This window comes from Arthrobacter sp. Leaf337 (assembly GCF_001423745.1).
Taxonomy (GTDB): Bacteria; Actinomycetota; Actinomycetes; order Actinomycetales; family Micrococcaceae; genus Arthrobacter.
In genome coordinates this window covers 171,429-187,354 of record NZ_LMPC01000029.1, presented here as the reverse complement: position 1 = coordinate 187,354, position 15,926 = coordinate 171,429, and the positions used below count along the sequence as shown (strand labels likewise).

Genomic DNA, 15,926 nt, shown 5'->3' with positions numbered 1-15,926 from the left:
CTTTCCCTGACCTCCAATGCCGGCTCAGGGCCGGCCCGAGCGCAGCCCGGCACGGCGGCCCAGGCGATAGGCACAAAACGCGACGGCGGCCAACAGCCCTACGAGCTTGCCGGGGTTGCTGAGCTGATCGGTGAGCATTCCCTTGGCCAGCGAAAGGGCGTCCAGGCTGTTGTCTGTTAACGAAGCTGGCACCGGCGCGGGCGGAGGTGGAGACGCCGGTGCAGACGGCGGTGCAGACGGCGGCAATGGTGCGGATGCCGCGGGGACAGGTGACACGGGAAGAGGCGCCGGCGCCTCCTGCCCGGCACCGCGCGGTGGTTCGCTGGAATGCTCCGCGAGCAGTGCCTGCAGGTTGGCGGCGAACAGCGCCATCATCTGCTCGGTGACGCCGCCGATGACGCTCTTCCCCATGGCGGCGGCCTTTCCGGACAGGGCCAGGTCGGCGCTGACCGTACCCCGGGTAGAACCTTGCGCCTCGGCCAGATGCAGGGTGACGGTGGCTTCGGCGGTACCTTGGCCGCGGGTTTCCTGCGCCCGGCCCTGGAAGACAGCGCGGTGTTCGTCAGCGTTCCGTTCGAGGACGGACATCTGGCCCTTGTACTGCATCGAAACCGGTCCGAGTTTCACCTTCATCCCGATCTGGTAGGCGTCGTCGGACAGCTTGTTCAGGATCTGGGCCCCCGGAACGCATCCGGCCACGCGCTCAAAGTCCATGAGAGTGTCCCAGACGTCGTTGATGGGAGCGACTACGGAGAATGCGCTATCTATTTGCATTAGCTGGTGCCCTGCCTCTCTTGTGTTGTCCTGCGTCCGTCCCGGACCGCGGTTGCCACTTCCGCGAGGGCCGCATAGCTGTGCCCGCTGACAAAGGCGTCGCAGTAGGGGAGCGCCGCTGCCATCCCGCCCACCAGCGGCTGGTAGTTCGCGTCCGCCTTCCGCGGGTTGACCCAGACAATCCGGTAGGCGAGCCGCTTCAGGCGTTCCATTTGCGCGGCCACGAGCTCCGGATCATCCTGGGCCCAGCCATCGGAGAGCACAACCACCACCGCACCCCTGGCCAGGCCGCGGCGGCCGTGCGCATCGATGAACCTGCGCAGGCTCTCCGCGATCTGTGTCCCTCCCGCCCAATCCGGCGCGCTCGCTGCGGCCCGGGCCAGTGCCTGGTCAGGGTTCCGGACTGCCAGCTGCCGCGTCAGCCGGGTCAGGCGCGTCGAGAACACGAACGCCTCCGCCCGGGCGCCTGTCACCGCCCCCTGCAGTAATGACAGGAAAACCCTCGTGTAGGGCTCCATGGACGCCGAAACATCGCACAGCAGGACCAGCTGCCGCTGACGGGGACTGCGGTGGGCGTAGAAGAGCCTTGTGGCATCGGTTCCCGCGCGCCGGGCGGCACGGACGGTGCCCCGGATGTCCAGGCGTGCAGAGCTGTGCGACGACTTGCGGGTCCGGCGGCTCAGGCGCACCGGCGTGGAGAAGGCAATCTCGCGGACGAGCTGGCGTACCCGGGCCACTTCCTCGGCGGAGAGCTCGGCAAAGGACGTTTCGTGCAGCCTTTCCTCCGTCGATGCCATGGCCAGGATGGCGGCGCGCTCAGCACCGGCTTCCTCCTCGGGGCGTTCCCTGCCGGGAAACAGCGCGGGCGGCGAAGCTTTGGGGAGAGAATTCGGAGCATTCGTCAGCCCTGACGGCGGGGACGGCCGGAGGCGGGCCCCGGAGCCGATGGCCGGCGGTGCTTTGGCGGGGCCCCTGCTGTCCGCCGGGTCAATCAGGGCGTCAAACACAGCGGCAAAGACGGCGTCGAAAACGGATATCTGCTCCCGGGAGGACACCAGGACCACGCGGCACGTCCAGTAAAGCGGTTCGCGGGCAAAGGGCGGGATCAGGCGGAGTGCTTCGGCCAGCCGAACGGCGCGGTCCGGGGAAGCCGACAGGCCGGCACGGCGCAGCGCCGTGACAAGCCCGGCGGCCAAGGAAGCGGCCTCCACTCCAGGCGGGATGATGGCGGCGCTGAAATCAGCCATGGCCGTCCCCGACCAGCCAGGCCGCGCCACGGGCTCCCACGAGCTCCAGGTCGTCCCGGTTCTTGACAATCGAGCCCCAGGTCTTCTCCACGGTGGGCGCATCGAGGTGCGTGATGCCGAGCACGGACAAAGCGGAGACCCAGTCGATGGCTTCAGCGATCCCGGGCGGCTTGGCCATGTCCAGTGACCGCATCTTCGTGATGGCCGACGCTGCCTCCTGCGCCAGGGGACCGGCGCTTCCGGGGACCCGGCGCCGCACGATCTCGGCAATCCGTGCGGGTGCGGGATAGTCGATCCAGTGGTACAGGCAGCGGCGCGTGAGTGCGTCGTGCAGGTCCCTCGTCCGGTTGGACGTCAGGACCACAACGGGCGGATGCGTGGCCCGAATGGTGCCCAGCTCCGGGATGGTCACCGCGGCCTCTGCCAGCAATTCGAACGTGAACGCCTCGAATTCGGCGTCAGCCCTGTCGATCTCGTCCAGCAGCAGCACGGCCGGGCGCGGTCCGGGATGCTCGATCGCCTGGAGCAGGGGCCGGCGCAGCAGGTACTGCGGCCCGAAAAGGTCCGATTCGTTCAGGGCTGCATCGCGGACCTCAGCCAACCGGATGCCCAGCAGCTGGCGCTGGTGGTTCCATTCATAGAGCGCTTCCCCGGCATCGATCCCCTCGTAGCACTGCAGCCGGAACAGGGGAGTGTCGAGCACGCGGGCCAGTGCCTTCGCAGCCTCCGTCTTGCCCACCCCCGCCTCGCCTTCCAGCAGGATCGGCTGCGGCAGGCGCACAGCCAGGAACAGTGCCGTGGCCAGTCCGACGTCGGCGAGGTAGTCGCCGTCGTCGAGCGCAGCAATCAGCGAGGGAACGTCCGGAACCAGCTGCTGCACGTCCCTCTCCGCACCGCTGCGCGCTGCGTTGCTCATGGTGCCCCCCGAAGCGTGTCGAGCACGCGTTCGTAATCGTCATCGGTGTTGATGTCCAGGGGAATGGTTCCGGGCACAGCCACCTCGGTGACCTCCGACGCGCGCTCCTCGAGGAGCTTCCACACCGCCTTGTCGCCGTGCAGGCCGGCGAGCGCAGGCAGCACGGACCGTGCGAAGGCAAAGGGATGGCCGATTCCGTCGTCGTACCGGCAGACCGCGATGTCGGCCTGCCCGCGTCCCGCCAGCAGCCGGTCCACGTTCCGGGCCATGACCCCCGGCTGGTCCCCGAGCAACAAAACCACCACATCCGTGTCGGGATGAAGCCACTGCAGGGCGGCGGCTATCGACGATCCACAACCGGTGCCGAAGTCCGGGTTGACGGCGACATCGCAGCCAGCGGTGTTCACCCCTTTCAGCACCTCGGCGCTCGAGCCGCCCACCGCCAGCACCAGTTGGGCGAAGCCGCAGGCCCGTGCGGTGGCCAGCACGGCGTCGAGCAGCACCCCGTCACCGTAGGGAAGGAGCTGCTTGGGGCGCCCCATGCGGCGGGACCCGCCCGCGGCCAGGACCAGCCCGGCAACACGGGGCCGGGCGTCAGCGGGAGGCGTCATAGCGTTCCGGATCCTTGCGGAATGCTTCGTAGCATCCCCGGGAACAGAAGTAGATTGTGGCGCCGCCGTGCTCGAGGTGGAGCGTGGACTCGACAGCGGCCACCGTCATGCCGCACACAGGGTCAATAGCTGTCTCCGCTGCGCTTCGGACAGGCACCGGGCGCCGCCCTTTGGCGCGTTCGGCAATGAGCTGCGCGAGGATGGACACGGCGATCTCACCAGGCGTGCGGGCTCCAAGGTTTAGCCCTGCCGGGCTGTACACGCGGGAGCGCTGGGATTCATCCACATCCAGCGATGCCAGGACGGCGGCGCCGCGCATTTCGCTGGCAACCAGCGCAACATAGGGCACCCCGGCACGCAATGCGCGTTCGAGGGCCCCTTCTTCCTCCCTGCCGTGGGAGGCGACGATCAGGGCGGCGTCGTCGGCCCGTGGGTCCGCCGCCTGCCCGTCGGTCAGTTCCATCTGCAGGCCGATTCCGGCACCGAGGGACGCCAGGGCCTGGGCCACCGGCGTGGTGCCGACCACCAGGACCCGCGGCGCCGGGATGTGCGGTTCCAGGAAGATCTCGATCGCACCTCCGCTGAGGCAGGGGTTGGAAACCTCGACGGCGCCTTCCTCGCTCCGGTGCGAAGGCTCGCCTGGCACAACACGCAGCAACAGCGGCTCTTGGGCCGAGATGGCCTTCAGGCTGTATTCCCGCACCGAGGCCTCGACGCAGTTTCCGCCCACGAAGCCATCCATTTCACCATTGGACAGGATCAGGGCCGTGTCTCCGGCGTGCGCACTCGTGGGCCGCTGCGCCCGCACCACCGTGGCTCGGACGAACGGCTCCCGGCGGCTGACGAGTTCCGTTGCCCTTGCCGCTAGGGTTTCCGCCATGGCCTGCATGTCAGATCGGTGGCCTTGGCCGGCCCTGCATGGCCTCCCAGACCCGGGCCGGGGTGCACGGCATGTCCATGTGAACCACGCCGTATGGTGCCAGGGCGTCGACGACCGCATTCACAATGGCAGGGGGCGAGCCGACCGTGGCGGACTCACCGATGCCTTTGGCGCCGATGGGGTGGTGCGGCGACGGCGTCACCGTAAAGCCCGTCTCCCAGTCCGGCACCTCCATGGCCGTGGGGATCAGGTAGTCCATGAAGGAGCCGCCGAGGTTGTTGCCGTCGGCGTCGAACTCAATGATCTCCATCAGGGCCATCCCGACCCCGTCGGTCAGGCCGCCGTGGACCTGGCCCTCGATGATCATCGGGTTGATCCGGGTCCCGCAGTCATCCACCGCGATGAAGCGCCGTACCTTGACGTGCCCGGTTCCCGGATCGATGTCCACCACGCAGATGTAGGCACCGAAGGGGAACGTCAGGTTGGGCGGGTCGTAGGTCACCTCGGCGTCGAGGTTGCCGTCGATTCCTTCGGGCAGTGTCATGGTGCCGTGGGCGGCCATCGCGATGTCCTCGATGGTCTTCCCCGCGGTGGGGTCGCCTTTCACGAACCAGCGGCCCTTTTCCCATTCCAGGTCCTCCGGACGGGTCTCGAGCATCGCTGCGGCGATCAGCTTCGCCTTTTCCCGCACCTTGCGCGCCACCAGCGCGACGGCGCCGCCGCTGACCGGCGTCGAGCGGCTGCCGTAGGTGCCCAGGCCAAAGGGCGTCTGGTCCGTGTCGCCGTGGACGACGTCGATGTTCTCCGGCGGGATGCCAAGTTCCTCCGCGACGATCTGGGCGAACGTGGTTTCGTGGCCCTGGCCCTGGCTTTGCACGGAGATTCGGACCACGGCCTTGCCGGTGGGGTGCACCCGCAGCTCGGCGCCGTCGGCCATGCCGAGGCCGACTATGTCGAAGTGCTTGCGCGGCCCGGCGCCGACGACCTCGGTGAAGAAGGAGATGCCGATGCCCATCAGCTCGCCCTTGGCCCGTTTCTCCACCTGTTCGCGCCGCAGGTCCTCGTAGCCGGCCAGCTCCATGGACTTCCGCATGGCCGCCTCGTAGTTGCCCGAGTCGTAGACCCAGCCGGTCTTGTTGGCGTAGGGGAACTGCTCCGGCTTGATGAAGTTCTTCAGCCGCAGTTCCGCGGGGTCCATGTCCAGCTTCCGGGCAAGGATGTCCACCATCCGCTCCACCAGGTACACGGCCTCGGTGACGCGGAAGGAGCAGGCGTAGGCCACGCCCCCGGGTGCCTTGTTGGTGTACACGCCGGTCACCTTGCAGTAGGCGGCCTGCAGGTCGTAGCTGCCGGTGAAGATGGAGAAGAAGCCTGCAGGGGTCTTGGTGGGCTGGGCGGTGGCGTTGAAGGCGCCGTGGTCGGCCAGCACGTTGGTGCGCAGGGCCAGGATCTTCCCGTCCTTGGTCGCGGCGATCTCGCCCTCCATGATGTAGTCGCGGGCGAAGGAGGTGGACATCAGGTTCTCGGAGCGGTCCTCCACCCACTTCACCGGGCGGCCCGTGACGATGGAGCCGACGACGGCGAGGATGTAGCCGGGGTAGATGCCCACCTTGTTGCCGAAGCCGCCGCCGATGTCCGGGGACACGATCCGGATCTTGTGCTCGGGGATGCCGGCGACGATCGCGAACAGCGTGCGGTGGGCGTGCGGGGCCTGCGTCGTCTCGTAGAGGGTCAGCTTGCCGTTGACGGCATCAAAGTCGGCGACGGCGCCGCAGGTCTCCATCGGCGCCGGGTGCACCCGCGGGTAGACCATCTCCTGGCGGACGACGACGTCGGCGCTCGCGAACAGGGCCTCGGTCTCCGCCGCGTTGCCGATTTCCCAGTCGAAGATCTTGTTGTCCGTCCGGCCCGGGATTTCGTCCCGGATGACGGGGGCGTCGGCGTCGAGGGCCTTGCGCGCGTCGACCAGCGGCGGCAGCACGTCGTATTCGACGTCGATCAGTTCCAGCGCGTCGCGGGCGGCGTACCGGTCCTCGGCCACAACGAACGCGACCTCCTGGCCCTGGAACCGGACCTTGTCCGTGACCAGCACCGCCTGCACGTCGGCGGAGAGGGTCGGCGCCCAGGCGAGCTTGAGGCCCTCCAGGTCCTTGCCGGTGATGACGGCGAGCACCTTGGGGTGCGCCAGGGCGTTAGTGGTGTCGATGGACACGAGCCGGGCGTGCGCCACCGGGGCTCGCAGGATCGCGCCGTGCAGCATGCCGGGCAGCACAAGGTCGTCGATGTAGTGGCCCTTGCCGCGGACGAAGCGGGGGTCTTCCTTGCGCTGGATGCGGCCGTAGCCGACCGGGCGGTCCGCGTCGCCGGCTGCGGGGTTGCTGTCCCGCTCGTGGATGACAGTCATGCCTTCACCTCTGCGTCTTGGGTTTCCGTGGCGACGTCCTCCACCACGGTGTCGGTGCCGTCGAGGACCTCGTCGGCTCCTTCGCCGGCGGCGCCGGCAGCGGCGGCCGGGTGGGCGGCAGCCCACTGCACCGAGCGGACGATGGTGGCATAACCGGTGCAGCGGCAGATCTGCCCGGAAATGGCCTTCCGGATCTCGATGTCGTCAGGATGCGGGTTCTTATCCAGCAAGGCGCGGGCCGTGAGCATCATGCCCGGGGTGCAGAAGCCGCACTGCAGCCCGTGCTCCTCCATAAAGCCCTGCTGGATCGGGTCCAGCGTGGCCCCGGCGGCGAGCCCCTCGACGGTGCGGATGTCGTGCCCGGCGGCCATGGCCGCAAGGACGGTGCAGGACTTCACCGGTTGGCCGTCCATCAGGACCACGCAGGTCCCGCAGTTGGTGGTGTCGCAGCCCCAGTGCGTGCCCGTGAGGCCCAGGACTTCGCGGATGTAATGAACCAGCAGCACGCGCGGTTCGATCTCGGACGTTACTTCGTTGCCGTTCACGGTCATGCTGATCTGCATGCGCTTCAGCCTTCCTGTGTCTGGGCGGCGCGGGCGCAGGCCTGTCGCAATACCCGCCGGGTGAGCTCGTCGGCCAGATGCCGCTTGTAGTCGATCTGTCCGCGCTGGTCCGCGACGGGATCACACGCAATGGCTGCCAGCCGGCCGGCCTCGACGAACAGCTCCTCGCTGGGTTGCCGGCCAAGGAGCACAGCCTCGGCTTCCGCGACGGTTCCGTCGAGGCCCAGGGCCGTGAGACCGATGGCGGCGGCTTCGACGCTGCCATCCTCCGCCAGCGAGATGGCCGCCCCGGCTGCGGCGACTGCCCAGTCGCCAACCCTGCGTTCCACCTTTTCGTAGGCACTTCCCGATCTCGGACGAACGGGGAACCGGACTTCGCACAGCAGCTCGTCAGGGGCCACCGCCGTTTCATAGGGGCCGCGGTGGAAATCGTTCATGTCGACGAGGCGCTCGCCGCCGGGTCCGCGGACAACCGCCACGGCACGCAGGACGTCGCAGACCGTGGACAGGTCTTCAGCCGGGTCCGCCTGGCACAGGGAACCGCCAATGGTGCCGCGGTTGCGCACCACAGGGTCCGCGATGACTGCTTCGGCGTCCGAAATGATCGAGAAGAGCCGGGCCACTTCGGTTGATTCCAGCAGGGCAGTATGGCGCGTCAGCGCGCCCACCCGCAGGCGATCCCCGTCGAGAAGGATGAAGTCGAGTTCAAAGAGGTCGTTGATGTCAATCAGCCATTCGGGCCGGGCCAGGCGGAGTTTCATCATGGGCAGCAGGCTGTGCCCGCCGGCGATCACCCGGGACTCGGGGCCGTGACGTGCAAGGAGTTCAAGGGCATCGTCCACGGTGCTGGCCCGCACATAGTCAAAAGAAGCCGGAATCTGCATTGTCCCTACCTCACTCCATGGCGCCGGAAAACTCACGGACGCCGATTTGAGGTCAGTCTTGCCCCGGCCTGAGTGGAGTGTCAATATCGTCATAAGCGAAGGGTTATGAAGCGGTGTCGATGACTTTGAGCCAGCTGCGGGCCTTCGCGCTCGTGGCCAGACTGGGGTCGCTTCACGCTGCCGCGGCGGCTCTGGCCGTCAGCGAGCCGGCGGTCTCCTCGGCACTGGCTGCGCTCCGGAAGGACCTCGGCGACCCCCTCTTCGTCCGGGCTTCCGGAGGCATTGCCCTGACGCCGGGCGGCCGGGCATTGGCGGACTACGCCCAGGAAATCGTGGGCCTGGCGGACCAGGCCCGGTGGGAAGTCTCCCATGCAACCACGGACGCGGGGTTGCTGAGAATCGTCGCGACAGCTCCGTTTGCCGAACATGCAGCCGGACGGCTGCTTGACCTCTTCACGAAACGCGTCCCGGGCGCCTCCGTCGATGTCGTGGTTGAATCCGCAGCCGACATAGCGTCGCTGCTCCTTGACCGCGCGTACGACATAGCCCTCGGCGCCAGGCCTGCGCAGCCGGTACTCGCAGGTGCCGACGTCGGACTGGAAATGGTCCCCTTCCTGCGGTACCAGCGCGTCTTTGTGGTGGCGGCGAAGCATCCCCTCGCTGCGCTGCATGGTCCGGTACCACTGGCACGGCTGCTGGACCGCCCGTGGTTTGCCGGCCCCTCCGGCATTCAGGCGGAGACGGATGAGGGGCGGTGGCTGGCCTCGATGGGCGTAGCGCCGGACGTGATCCGGCTAAGCAGCGAAACCGACGCGCTCGCCGCCGCCCGGGCGGGGGAAGGCCTGACACTCGCCGTGGGGCATATCGTGCGGGCGGAACTCCAGACCGGAGTCCTCGTGCGCGTGCCCGTGGTCGGAACTCCGGTGTCCGGGCTGTGGTGGGCAAGCACGCTGGACCACGGCCGGACAACGTCTAAGGCAAAGGCACTGCAGCGCTTCGTCACCTCATCGGATGCCACAGCCGCTATGGTTGCGCCGGGCGGCTCGCGGGGGCTTGAACGACGGGGATCCAAAGTCCACGTTGCGCTCTGGAGCTGAGGCCGAAGGCCATCGCCGCCCCTATGCAGTCACGCAGGACTCCGGCAACATATGAAGTGTTCCAAGCCCGGGCGGCCACCGGATCCACGGTTGGTCCGGGTATCGACCGGCACGAGAGGACACCTGAACATGACCACGACACTTAATCCCTACCTGGGCTTCCGGGACAACGCACGGGACGCCATGAACTTCTACCAGTCCGTATTCGGAGGCGAACTGGCGCTGAGCACGTTTGGCGAGTTCCATGCCAGTGAGGATGCGTCCGAGCAGGAAAAGATCATGCACGGCATGCTGACCACCGAATCCGGCCTGGTGCTCATGGGCGCCGATACGCCCAACGGCATGAGCTACAACCCCGGCGACAACTTCTCCGTTTCCCTCAGCGGCGAGGACGACGCCGAACTGCGCGGGTACTGGGAGAAGTTGTCCGACGGCGGAACCGTGACGGTGCCCCTCGAACAAGCGCCTTGGGGCGATACCTTCGGCATGTGCACGGACAAGTTCGGCGTCGCCTGGCTCGTGAATATCGCAGGACCCAAGGAGTAACGGACCCAAGCAGTATGGGGACCCAACAGTAGGGAGACCCTGGCTGCGGGAGGCGTTCGGCGCCTACTTCCTGGCGACGAAGTAGGCGTTGAACGGATCCTCCCCGAGTTCCTTCACCTCAACGGTGCCGAAGCCCGCAGCCCGCACCATGGACTCCGCCAGCTGCACGCCCCACACCGTTCCGAGTCCCTCCCCGTCCTGCGCCAGGGAGACGGACATGCAGTGGAACGTGGAGATCGCGTAGAGGAACGTTCCCCACGGGAGCTCAACATTGTCGGCCAGGTTGCTGGAGGCCTTGACGTCCACCATGAGGAACGTGCCGTCCGGGCGCAGCGCCTCGTGGATGTTTTGAAGCACCTTCGCCGGCCGGGCCTGGTCGTGGATGGCATCGAAGACGGTGATGAGGTCGAAGCCTTCCACGACGTCTAGGGCGGCCGCGTCCAGGATCTCGAACCGGGCATTTCCCAGTCCCAGCCGTCGGGCTTCCGCACGTCCCGCCAGCACGGCATCCTCCGAGAAGTCGTAACCGGTGAACCGGCTCGCGGGGAAGGCCCCGGCCATGAGGTTCACGGCGTGGCCTGCTCCGCAGCCGATATCGGCCACGTCGATGCCCGCCCGCAGCCTGTCCACGCAGCCCGCCAGCGGGAGGATGGCGGACACCAGGGAGGCGTCGTGGACCGAGCCGCTGTCACCGGCTTGGATGTCCATGAAATCCGGATAGTCCTCGTAGCCCAGGCCGCCGCCCGTGCGGAACTTCTGCGCTATCCTGCCGGCCACCTCACCCATCAGCGTGACGTACTGCAGCATGCGGGCCAGGTTGTCGATTCCAGGCCCGGAGACGGACGGGGCCAGTGCAGGGTCCAACCGGTAGGTGCCGGCGGCGTGCTGGTACTGGGTTGGCTGGTTCTGGGGTGGCCGGTAGTGAACGAAGCGGGCCGTCACCATGCCGCCGAGCCATTCCCGGACGTAGCGTTCGTTGAGGCCCGCCGCATCCGCAATCTGCTCGCTCGTGGCCGCGGGCAGTCCGGCCATCACATCGAACAGTCCGGTCTGGTGACCGACGCTGGCCAGGACCGCTGCGGAGCTGTCGTTGAGGATGCCGAGCAACCGGGCTGCGCCCGCCTCAACAGCATCGTCCGTCGGTAACCCGTCGTCGTGCGTGGTCTCCGCGGCGCCTGCGTGGAGGTCGGTATCGGTGGTGGTCATGGTTCTTTCCTTTCGTTCGGCGGACGTCCCTGTCCGGCTACTTCGAAAGTACTTTCGCGGCGGTCCTCCCCGCGTCGGGCGGATGATGCATCTTTCGCCGGGGGCGTGGGGCGGATGATGCAGTTGATCCCGGCGCGGGGAACAGGAACCGCAACCAACGCAGGACGACGACGGCGCGCCGCCGCCGCCGTCGTGCTCTGTCCAGTTGTTGCGCCCGTCCGTCAGGTAATCCCGTGTTCCCTGGCCCAGCCCGCCGCGGCGGTCCGGGTGGATAGCCCGATCTTGCCGAAGATGTTCGCCAGGTGCCGCCCCACCGTCTTTTCGCTGATGACCAGGGCCTCCGCCACCTGACGGTTGCTGGCACCCGTGGTGATGAGGGCCAGGACCTCGCATTCGCGGGCGGTCAGCCCGCTCCGGCCGGCGCCGGGTGCCGCGCCGCGCTCCAGCCGTTCGACGTCGGGGACAGCGCCGAGCTGTCGGTAGATGGCGAGTGCGGTGGCGACGTCGGCATCGGCAGCACCGGCCTGTCCGAGGCTGCGGCGGGAGCTGGCGAGCAGCTCATGGATCCGGGCCGTGCGGTAGCGCGCCCGCTGCGCCCGGTACGTCCGGGCTGCCGCTTCCAGCAGGGGCAGTGCCTCGTCGCCCCGGCCGGCAGCCAGCAGAACGGTGCCGCGGGCCTGGCATGCCCACGCCTGGAGGCCTGCAGAGGCGAACCGGGCGGCCGTCCGTTCCAGTTCCGACGCCAGCGCGTCAGCGAGCGCCGCTTCACGCTGGTCCACTGCCAGCTCGGTGGCGGGCAGCAGCAGCCGGGCCCGGTCCAGCAGCCGGCTCTCGCCCAGGGCGGCGCGCAACTGGTTGAGCGCCAGGGCGCTGTCACCGGCAGCATAGTGGAGCAGCGCCTCTCCCGGCTGGGGGTCGACTCCGACGTCGCGTGCCCGCCGGTAAGCGGCCATCGCCCCGGCAGCGTTGCCGCGAAGGCGGCGCACCTCGCCCAGCTCGTAGTAGCCGGCGCCGGCCATCCAGCCATGCGCATTCACCAGGTTGTCGCTCGAAGCGCCTATTTCGCGTTCCACCGCATCCCAGCCGCCTTCGGCACTGACCAGCTGCAGCTCGTGGATGCGCGTCACGCCGGTGTACACAAAAGTGGCTGACTGGCCCGCGGTCCAATGCTCCAGTGCACCGGTCCAGGCCCGCATCCTGGCCAGGTCCCCGAGCTGGTGGCACAGGTAGATGACGGTGCAATAGATGTCCCCGGCCCACACGGGGGCAACATCGCCGGCAAGGACCGGCAACATGGCCTCGTCCAGTTCGCTGAAACCTTCCTCAGTCCGGCCGGCACGGACGCCGGCAAGGCCTGCCAGCACGCGGGCTAAGCATCCCAGGGTGGGATCGGACTGGCGGCCGGCCACGGCCTCGAGTTCCGCTGCAGCCGCCCGGACCGGACCGGGGTCTTCCTCCAGGTCCAGTGACATGACGCTTTGAAGATAGAGCAGGTAGCCCTGCTCGGGGCCTTCGGGCAGGCCCTGGAGCAGGCGCCGCGCCCGGTTAAGCCAGCCTGAGGCAACCATCAGGTCCCCGCGGGTGCCCCACTGCAGTGACAGGATGATCGCCTTCATTGCCGCGGCCGGCCGGTCTCCGGCACCGGCGAGGCCCCGGTACAACTCCTCGGCCACGGACAGCGATTCGGGAACGCGGCCCAGCCACCACATCGCGTCGGCCAGGGCTTCGAGGTCCGGTAGCGCCAAGCCGGTGGTGGTTCTGGCGGCGAGCAGCCCGTTCCGTGCCGCGGGCCAGTCCCTGCGGGCGTACGCCGCGCGGGCGCTGGTGATCAAATCCGGTTCAGCCATCCGACGTCTCCAAAGGGTGGTTCCAGCGTACTGCCGTGCCCGGACTCCCGGAAAGGCTCGGGGACCACCGACGCAGCCATGACTTTCGGCCCTACGTGGCCACCGGGAAGAAGCGGAAGCTAGGAGATACATCCCGGCTACGGGAACGCTGCCCGACGGGAACAGGGAGCACCATGAGAGACCGACACCCGCAACTCCGGTTCCTCGGAGCCACGGACAGCGTGACCGGTTCAAGATACCTGGTGGAAGCAGGCGGGAGACGCATCCTCGTGGACTGCGGGCTCTTCCAAGGCTACAAGTTGCTCCGGGACCGGAACCGGGTTCCGTTCCCTGTCCAGCCGCGCTCCATTGATGCCGTGCTGCTGACCCATGCGCACCTTGACCACACCGGCTATGTCCCCGCCCTGGTCCGGGACGGCTTCGCCGGGCCGGTGTATGCCACCGAGGGCACCACGGAACTGTGCACCCTTCTCCTGCCCGACAGCGGGTACCTGCAGGAAGAGGAAGCCAAATACGCCTACCAGCGGGGATCGTCCAGGCACAGCCCGCCGGTACCGCTCTATACGGCCGCGGACGCGGTCAAGTCACTCGACAGTTTCCGGGAACAGGGATTCGATGCCCCGCTGGAACTGGGAGGGGGAATCTCGGCGACGTTCCTGCCGGCCGGCCATATTCTGGGGGCTGCCCAGATCCGGCTCGACGTCGGCCAGCACTCCGTTCACTTCACCGGAGACCTCGGCCGCACCGACGACCCCCTGATGTTTCCTCCCCGCGGACTGGGTGCCGCTGACATTCTGGTGACGGAGTCCACCTACGGAAACCGCAAGCACTCCAGCCTGGATCCGGAACTGCAGCTGGGAGAGATCATCACCCGCGTGGCGAAGAAAAACGGCGTCATCATGATTGCCGCCTTCGCCGTGGGACGGGCGGAGACACTGATGCTGCACCTGGCCCGGCTCCGCAGCAAGAACGCGATTCCGGACATCCCCGTGTACCTCAACAGTCCCATGGCCATCGACGCTTCCGGGATGTACCAGCGCCACCCCGATGAACACCGGCTCAAGCAGCGGGAATACGAGGATATGTACAAAGTGGCCAAGATGACCCGCACCGTGGACGATTCGAAGCTGCTCAACCTCCGCGGCGGCCCCATGGTGATCATCTCCGCCAGCGGCATGCTCACCGGTGGCAGGATCCTGCACCACATCGCCGAATACGGATCAGATCCGAAGAACGCCATCATCCTCAGCGGGTACCAGGCGGGCGGAACCCGCGGCGCCGCGCTCGCCGCCGGCGAACGGCAGCTCCGGATCTATGGGGAGGACATCCGCATCCGGGCCGAAGTGATCCAGATGGAGAGCCTGTCAGCGCATGCGGATGCCGACGGGCTGATCGAGTGGATGAAGGCCGCCGAGCGGGAACCGCGGATGACATACATCACCCACGGCGAGCCGGAAGCGTCCGATGCCCTCCGGGTCCGGATCAAGCGGGAACTCGGCTGGCGGGTGCGCGTCCCGGAGTACCTCGAAGGCATCTCCCTCGAGGACCCGACGTGACCACCGAAAACCGTGCCGGCCTGAGCATGCTGGACGAGATCCGTTCCCTGGCCCGGCCGCTGAGCGGGCTCAGGGACCTTGACGGGCTGGTCCACAAAGCCGGCTCCGGCCGGTTTGTGGCGATCGGCGAAGCATCCCATGGCACCCATGAGTACTACACCGTCCGGGCCCGCCTGACCATGCGGCTGATCGAGGAGCAGGGGTACAGCTGGATCGGAGTCGAGGGTGACTGGCCGGACTGCTGGCGGATCAACCGCTGGGTTCGGGGACAAAGCGGGCTGGACGCCGGAGTCCACGCGATGCTCGCCGGGTTCGAGCGCTGGCCCACGTGGATGTGGGCCAACGAAGAAGTGGCGGGATTCCTGGACTGGCTGCGCGGCTGGAACCTGGAGCGCCCCCTGGCGGAACGCGTTGGCTTTTACGGCCTGGACGTCTACTCGCTGTGGGATTCACTGCGGGAAATCATCGGCTGGCTCCAGGAAAATGAGCCCGACGCCGTTCCTGCGGCCATGCGCGCATGGCAGTGCTTCCTTCCGCATCACGAGGACCCGCACCAGTACGCATGGCGCACCCGGCTGGTTCCGGAGTCCTGCGAGGCTGACGTCGTTGCGCTGCTCAGCGAGGTGCGCAACCGGGCACTGTCACTACGGGACCATGAACCACGCGTCGAAAGTGACGAAGCCTTCGACGCCGTGCAGAACGCCATGGTCGCCGCCAACGCCGAACACTACTACCGCATCATGGTGCGGGGGAACCGCGAGTCCTGGAATGTCCGGGACCATCACATGGCGGACACGGTGGACCGGCTCAGCGCGCATCTGGGCCCGGCGTCCAAGGGCATCATCTGGGAGCACAACACGCATGTGGGGGATGCACGGGCCACGGACATGGCCCGGGACGGGCTGGTGAACGTGGGCCAGCTGCTCCGCGAGCGCCACGGCACCGAGGGCGTGACCCTGGTGGGGCTGGCGTCCTACGCGGGAACGGTGATGGCTGCCGACGCGTGGGGTTCCCCGGAACGGGTGCTCAAGGTACCGGAGGCGCGGACCGGCAGCCATGAGGACCTGCTGCATAAGGCGCTGGGCGCACCGGCTTTGCTGGAATTCGGCAGGGACAGGTCCGGGCCGTGGCTGTCGGCCTGGCTGGGACACCGGGCCATCGGGGTTGTCTACCGGCCGGCCAGTGAACACGGGAATTACGTCCCCACCCGGATGGGAGGTCGCTACGACGCGCTGATCTGGCTGGAGCGGACCTCGGCACTTCGTCCGCTCCATCACGAAGCTGCGCCAAGCGAGCCGGAGTTCGAAACGGAACCCACCGGCTTCTGAAATTCCGCCGTTGTTGTCGCCGGCGTGCCCGGTGTTTCCGGCGGCCCCCGTCGGGCTGAGCGCTACG

The 15,926-nt window shown here is 67.8% G+C and carries 14 protein-coding genes; 4 read left to right on the top strand and 10 right to left on the bottom strand.

Annotated features, from left to right (window positions below; all coding sequences use genetic code 11):
- Nucleotides 1-24: 24 nt before the first annotated feature.
- The 8 genes from ASF98_RS20545 to ASF98_RS20510 are packed head-to-tail and all read right to left on the bottom strand — an operon-like array spanning nt 25 to nt 8,279.
- Nucleotides 25-774: an SRPBCC family protein gene (locus ASF98_RS20545; RefSeq protein WP_055806039.1), complete on the bottom strand. Its 750-nt coding sequence runs from the start codon at nt 772-774 to the stop codon at nt 25-27.
- Complete coding sequence (locus ASF98_RS20540; protein ID WP_055806659.1) at nt 774-2,021, bottom strand: vWA domain-containing protein; 1,248 nt, start codon at nt 2,019-2,021, stop codon at nt 774-776. The genes ASF98_RS20545 and ASF98_RS20540 overlap by 1 nt, the downstream gene beginning before the upstream one ends.
- Nucleotides 2,014-2,937 carry an AAA family ATPase gene (locus ASF98_RS20535; RefSeq protein ID WP_055806036.1) on the bottom strand — a complete coding sequence of 308 codons (924 nt, stop codon included), beginning with the start codon at nt 2,935-2,937 and terminating at the stop codon, nt 2,014-2,016. Before ASF98_RS20535 ends, ASF98_RS20540 begins: the two co-directional genes overlap by 8 nt.
- On the bottom strand, nt 2,934-3,548 hold the full coding sequence (locus ASF98_RS20530; protein ID WP_055806033.1) for a nucleotidyltransferase family protein: 615 nt from the start codon (nt 3,546-3,548) through the stop codon (nt 2,934-2,936). The genes ASF98_RS20535 and ASF98_RS20530 overlap by 4 nt, the downstream gene beginning before the upstream one ends.
- Nucleotides 3,532-4,428 carry an XdhC family protein gene (locus ASF98_RS20525; protein ID WP_235506098.1) on the bottom strand — a complete coding sequence of 299 codons (897 nt, stop codon included), beginning with the start codon at nt 4,426-4,428 and terminating at the stop codon, nt 3,532-3,534. The genes ASF98_RS20530 and ASF98_RS20525 overlap by 17 nt, the downstream gene beginning before the upstream one ends.
- A gap of 10 nt (nt 4,429-4,438) precedes the next feature.
- Nucleotides 4,439-6,832 (bottom strand): aerobic carbon-monoxide dehydrogenase large subunit, encoded by a 2,394-nt coding sequence (locus tag ASF98_RS20520; protein WP_055806027.1) that lies wholly within the window; start codon nt 6,830-6,832, stop codon nt 4,439-4,441.
- Entirely contained in the window at nt 6,829-7,395 is a 567-nt protein-coding gene (locus ASF98_RS20515; protein ID WP_055806023.1) for a (2Fe-2S)-binding protein, read from the bottom strand. The genes ASF98_RS20520 and ASF98_RS20515 overlap by 4 nt, the downstream gene beginning before the upstream one ends.
- A 5-nt stretch (nt 7,396-7,400) precedes the next feature.
- Complete coding sequence (locus ASF98_RS20510; RefSeq protein ID WP_055806020.1) at nt 7,401-8,279, bottom strand: FAD binding domain-containing protein; 879 nt, start codon at nt 8,277-8,279, stop codon at nt 7,401-7,403.
- Nucleotides 8,280-8,398: 119 nt separating this feature from the next.
- Between ASF98_RS20510 and ASF98_RS20505 the strand changes: the two genes are divergently transcribed.
- Together ASF98_RS20505 and ASF98_RS20500 are read left to right on the top strand one after the other, a co-directional pair.
- Entirely contained in the window at nt 8,399-9,376 is a 978-nt protein-coding gene (locus ASF98_RS20505; RefSeq protein WP_055806017.1) for a LysR family transcriptional regulator, read from the top strand.
- 129 nt (nt 9,377-9,505) lie between these two features.
- Nucleotides 9,506-9,922 carry a VOC family protein gene (locus ASF98_RS20500; RefSeq protein ID WP_055806015.1) on the top strand — a complete coding sequence of 139 codons (417 nt, stop codon included), beginning with the start codon at nt 9,506-9,508 and terminating at the stop codon, nt 9,920-9,922.
- Nucleotides 9,923-9,985: 63 nt separating this feature from the next.
- Here the strand turns inward: ASF98_RS20500 and ASF98_RS20495 are convergent, their stop codons facing one another.
- On the bottom strand, nt 9,986-11,128 hold the full coding sequence (locus ASF98_RS20495; protein WP_055806010.1) for a class I SAM-dependent methyltransferase: 1,143 nt from the start codon (nt 11,126-11,128) through the stop codon (nt 9,986-9,988).
- 221 nt (nt 11,129-11,349) lie between these two features.
- The gene (locus tag ASF98_RS20490; protein WP_055806008.1) at nt 11,350-12,975 is read right to left on the bottom strand and encodes a LuxR family transcriptional regulator; all 1,626 of its coding nucleotides are present in this window, start codon (nt 12,973-12,975) and stop codon (nt 11,350-11,352) included.
- A gap of 173 nt (nt 12,976-13,148) precedes the next feature.
- Here ASF98_RS20490 and ASF98_RS20485 point away from each other — a divergent pair, with 173 nt between their 5' ends.
- Nucleotides 13,149-14,531, top strand: a complete 1,383-nt coding sequence (locus tag ASF98_RS20485; RefSeq protein ID WP_055806006.1) for an MBL fold metallo-hydrolase RNA specificity domain-containing protein — start codon at nt 13,149-13,151, stop codon at nt 14,529-14,531.
- Nucleotides 14,528-15,859: an erythromycin esterase family protein gene (locus ASF98_RS20480; RefSeq protein ID WP_082506976.1), complete on the top strand. Its 1,332-nt coding sequence runs from the start codon at nt 14,528-14,530 to the stop codon at nt 15,857-15,859. The genes ASF98_RS20485 and ASF98_RS20480 overlap by 4 nt, the downstream gene beginning before the upstream one ends.
- The last annotated feature ends 67 nt before the right edge of the window (nt 15,860-15,926 follow it).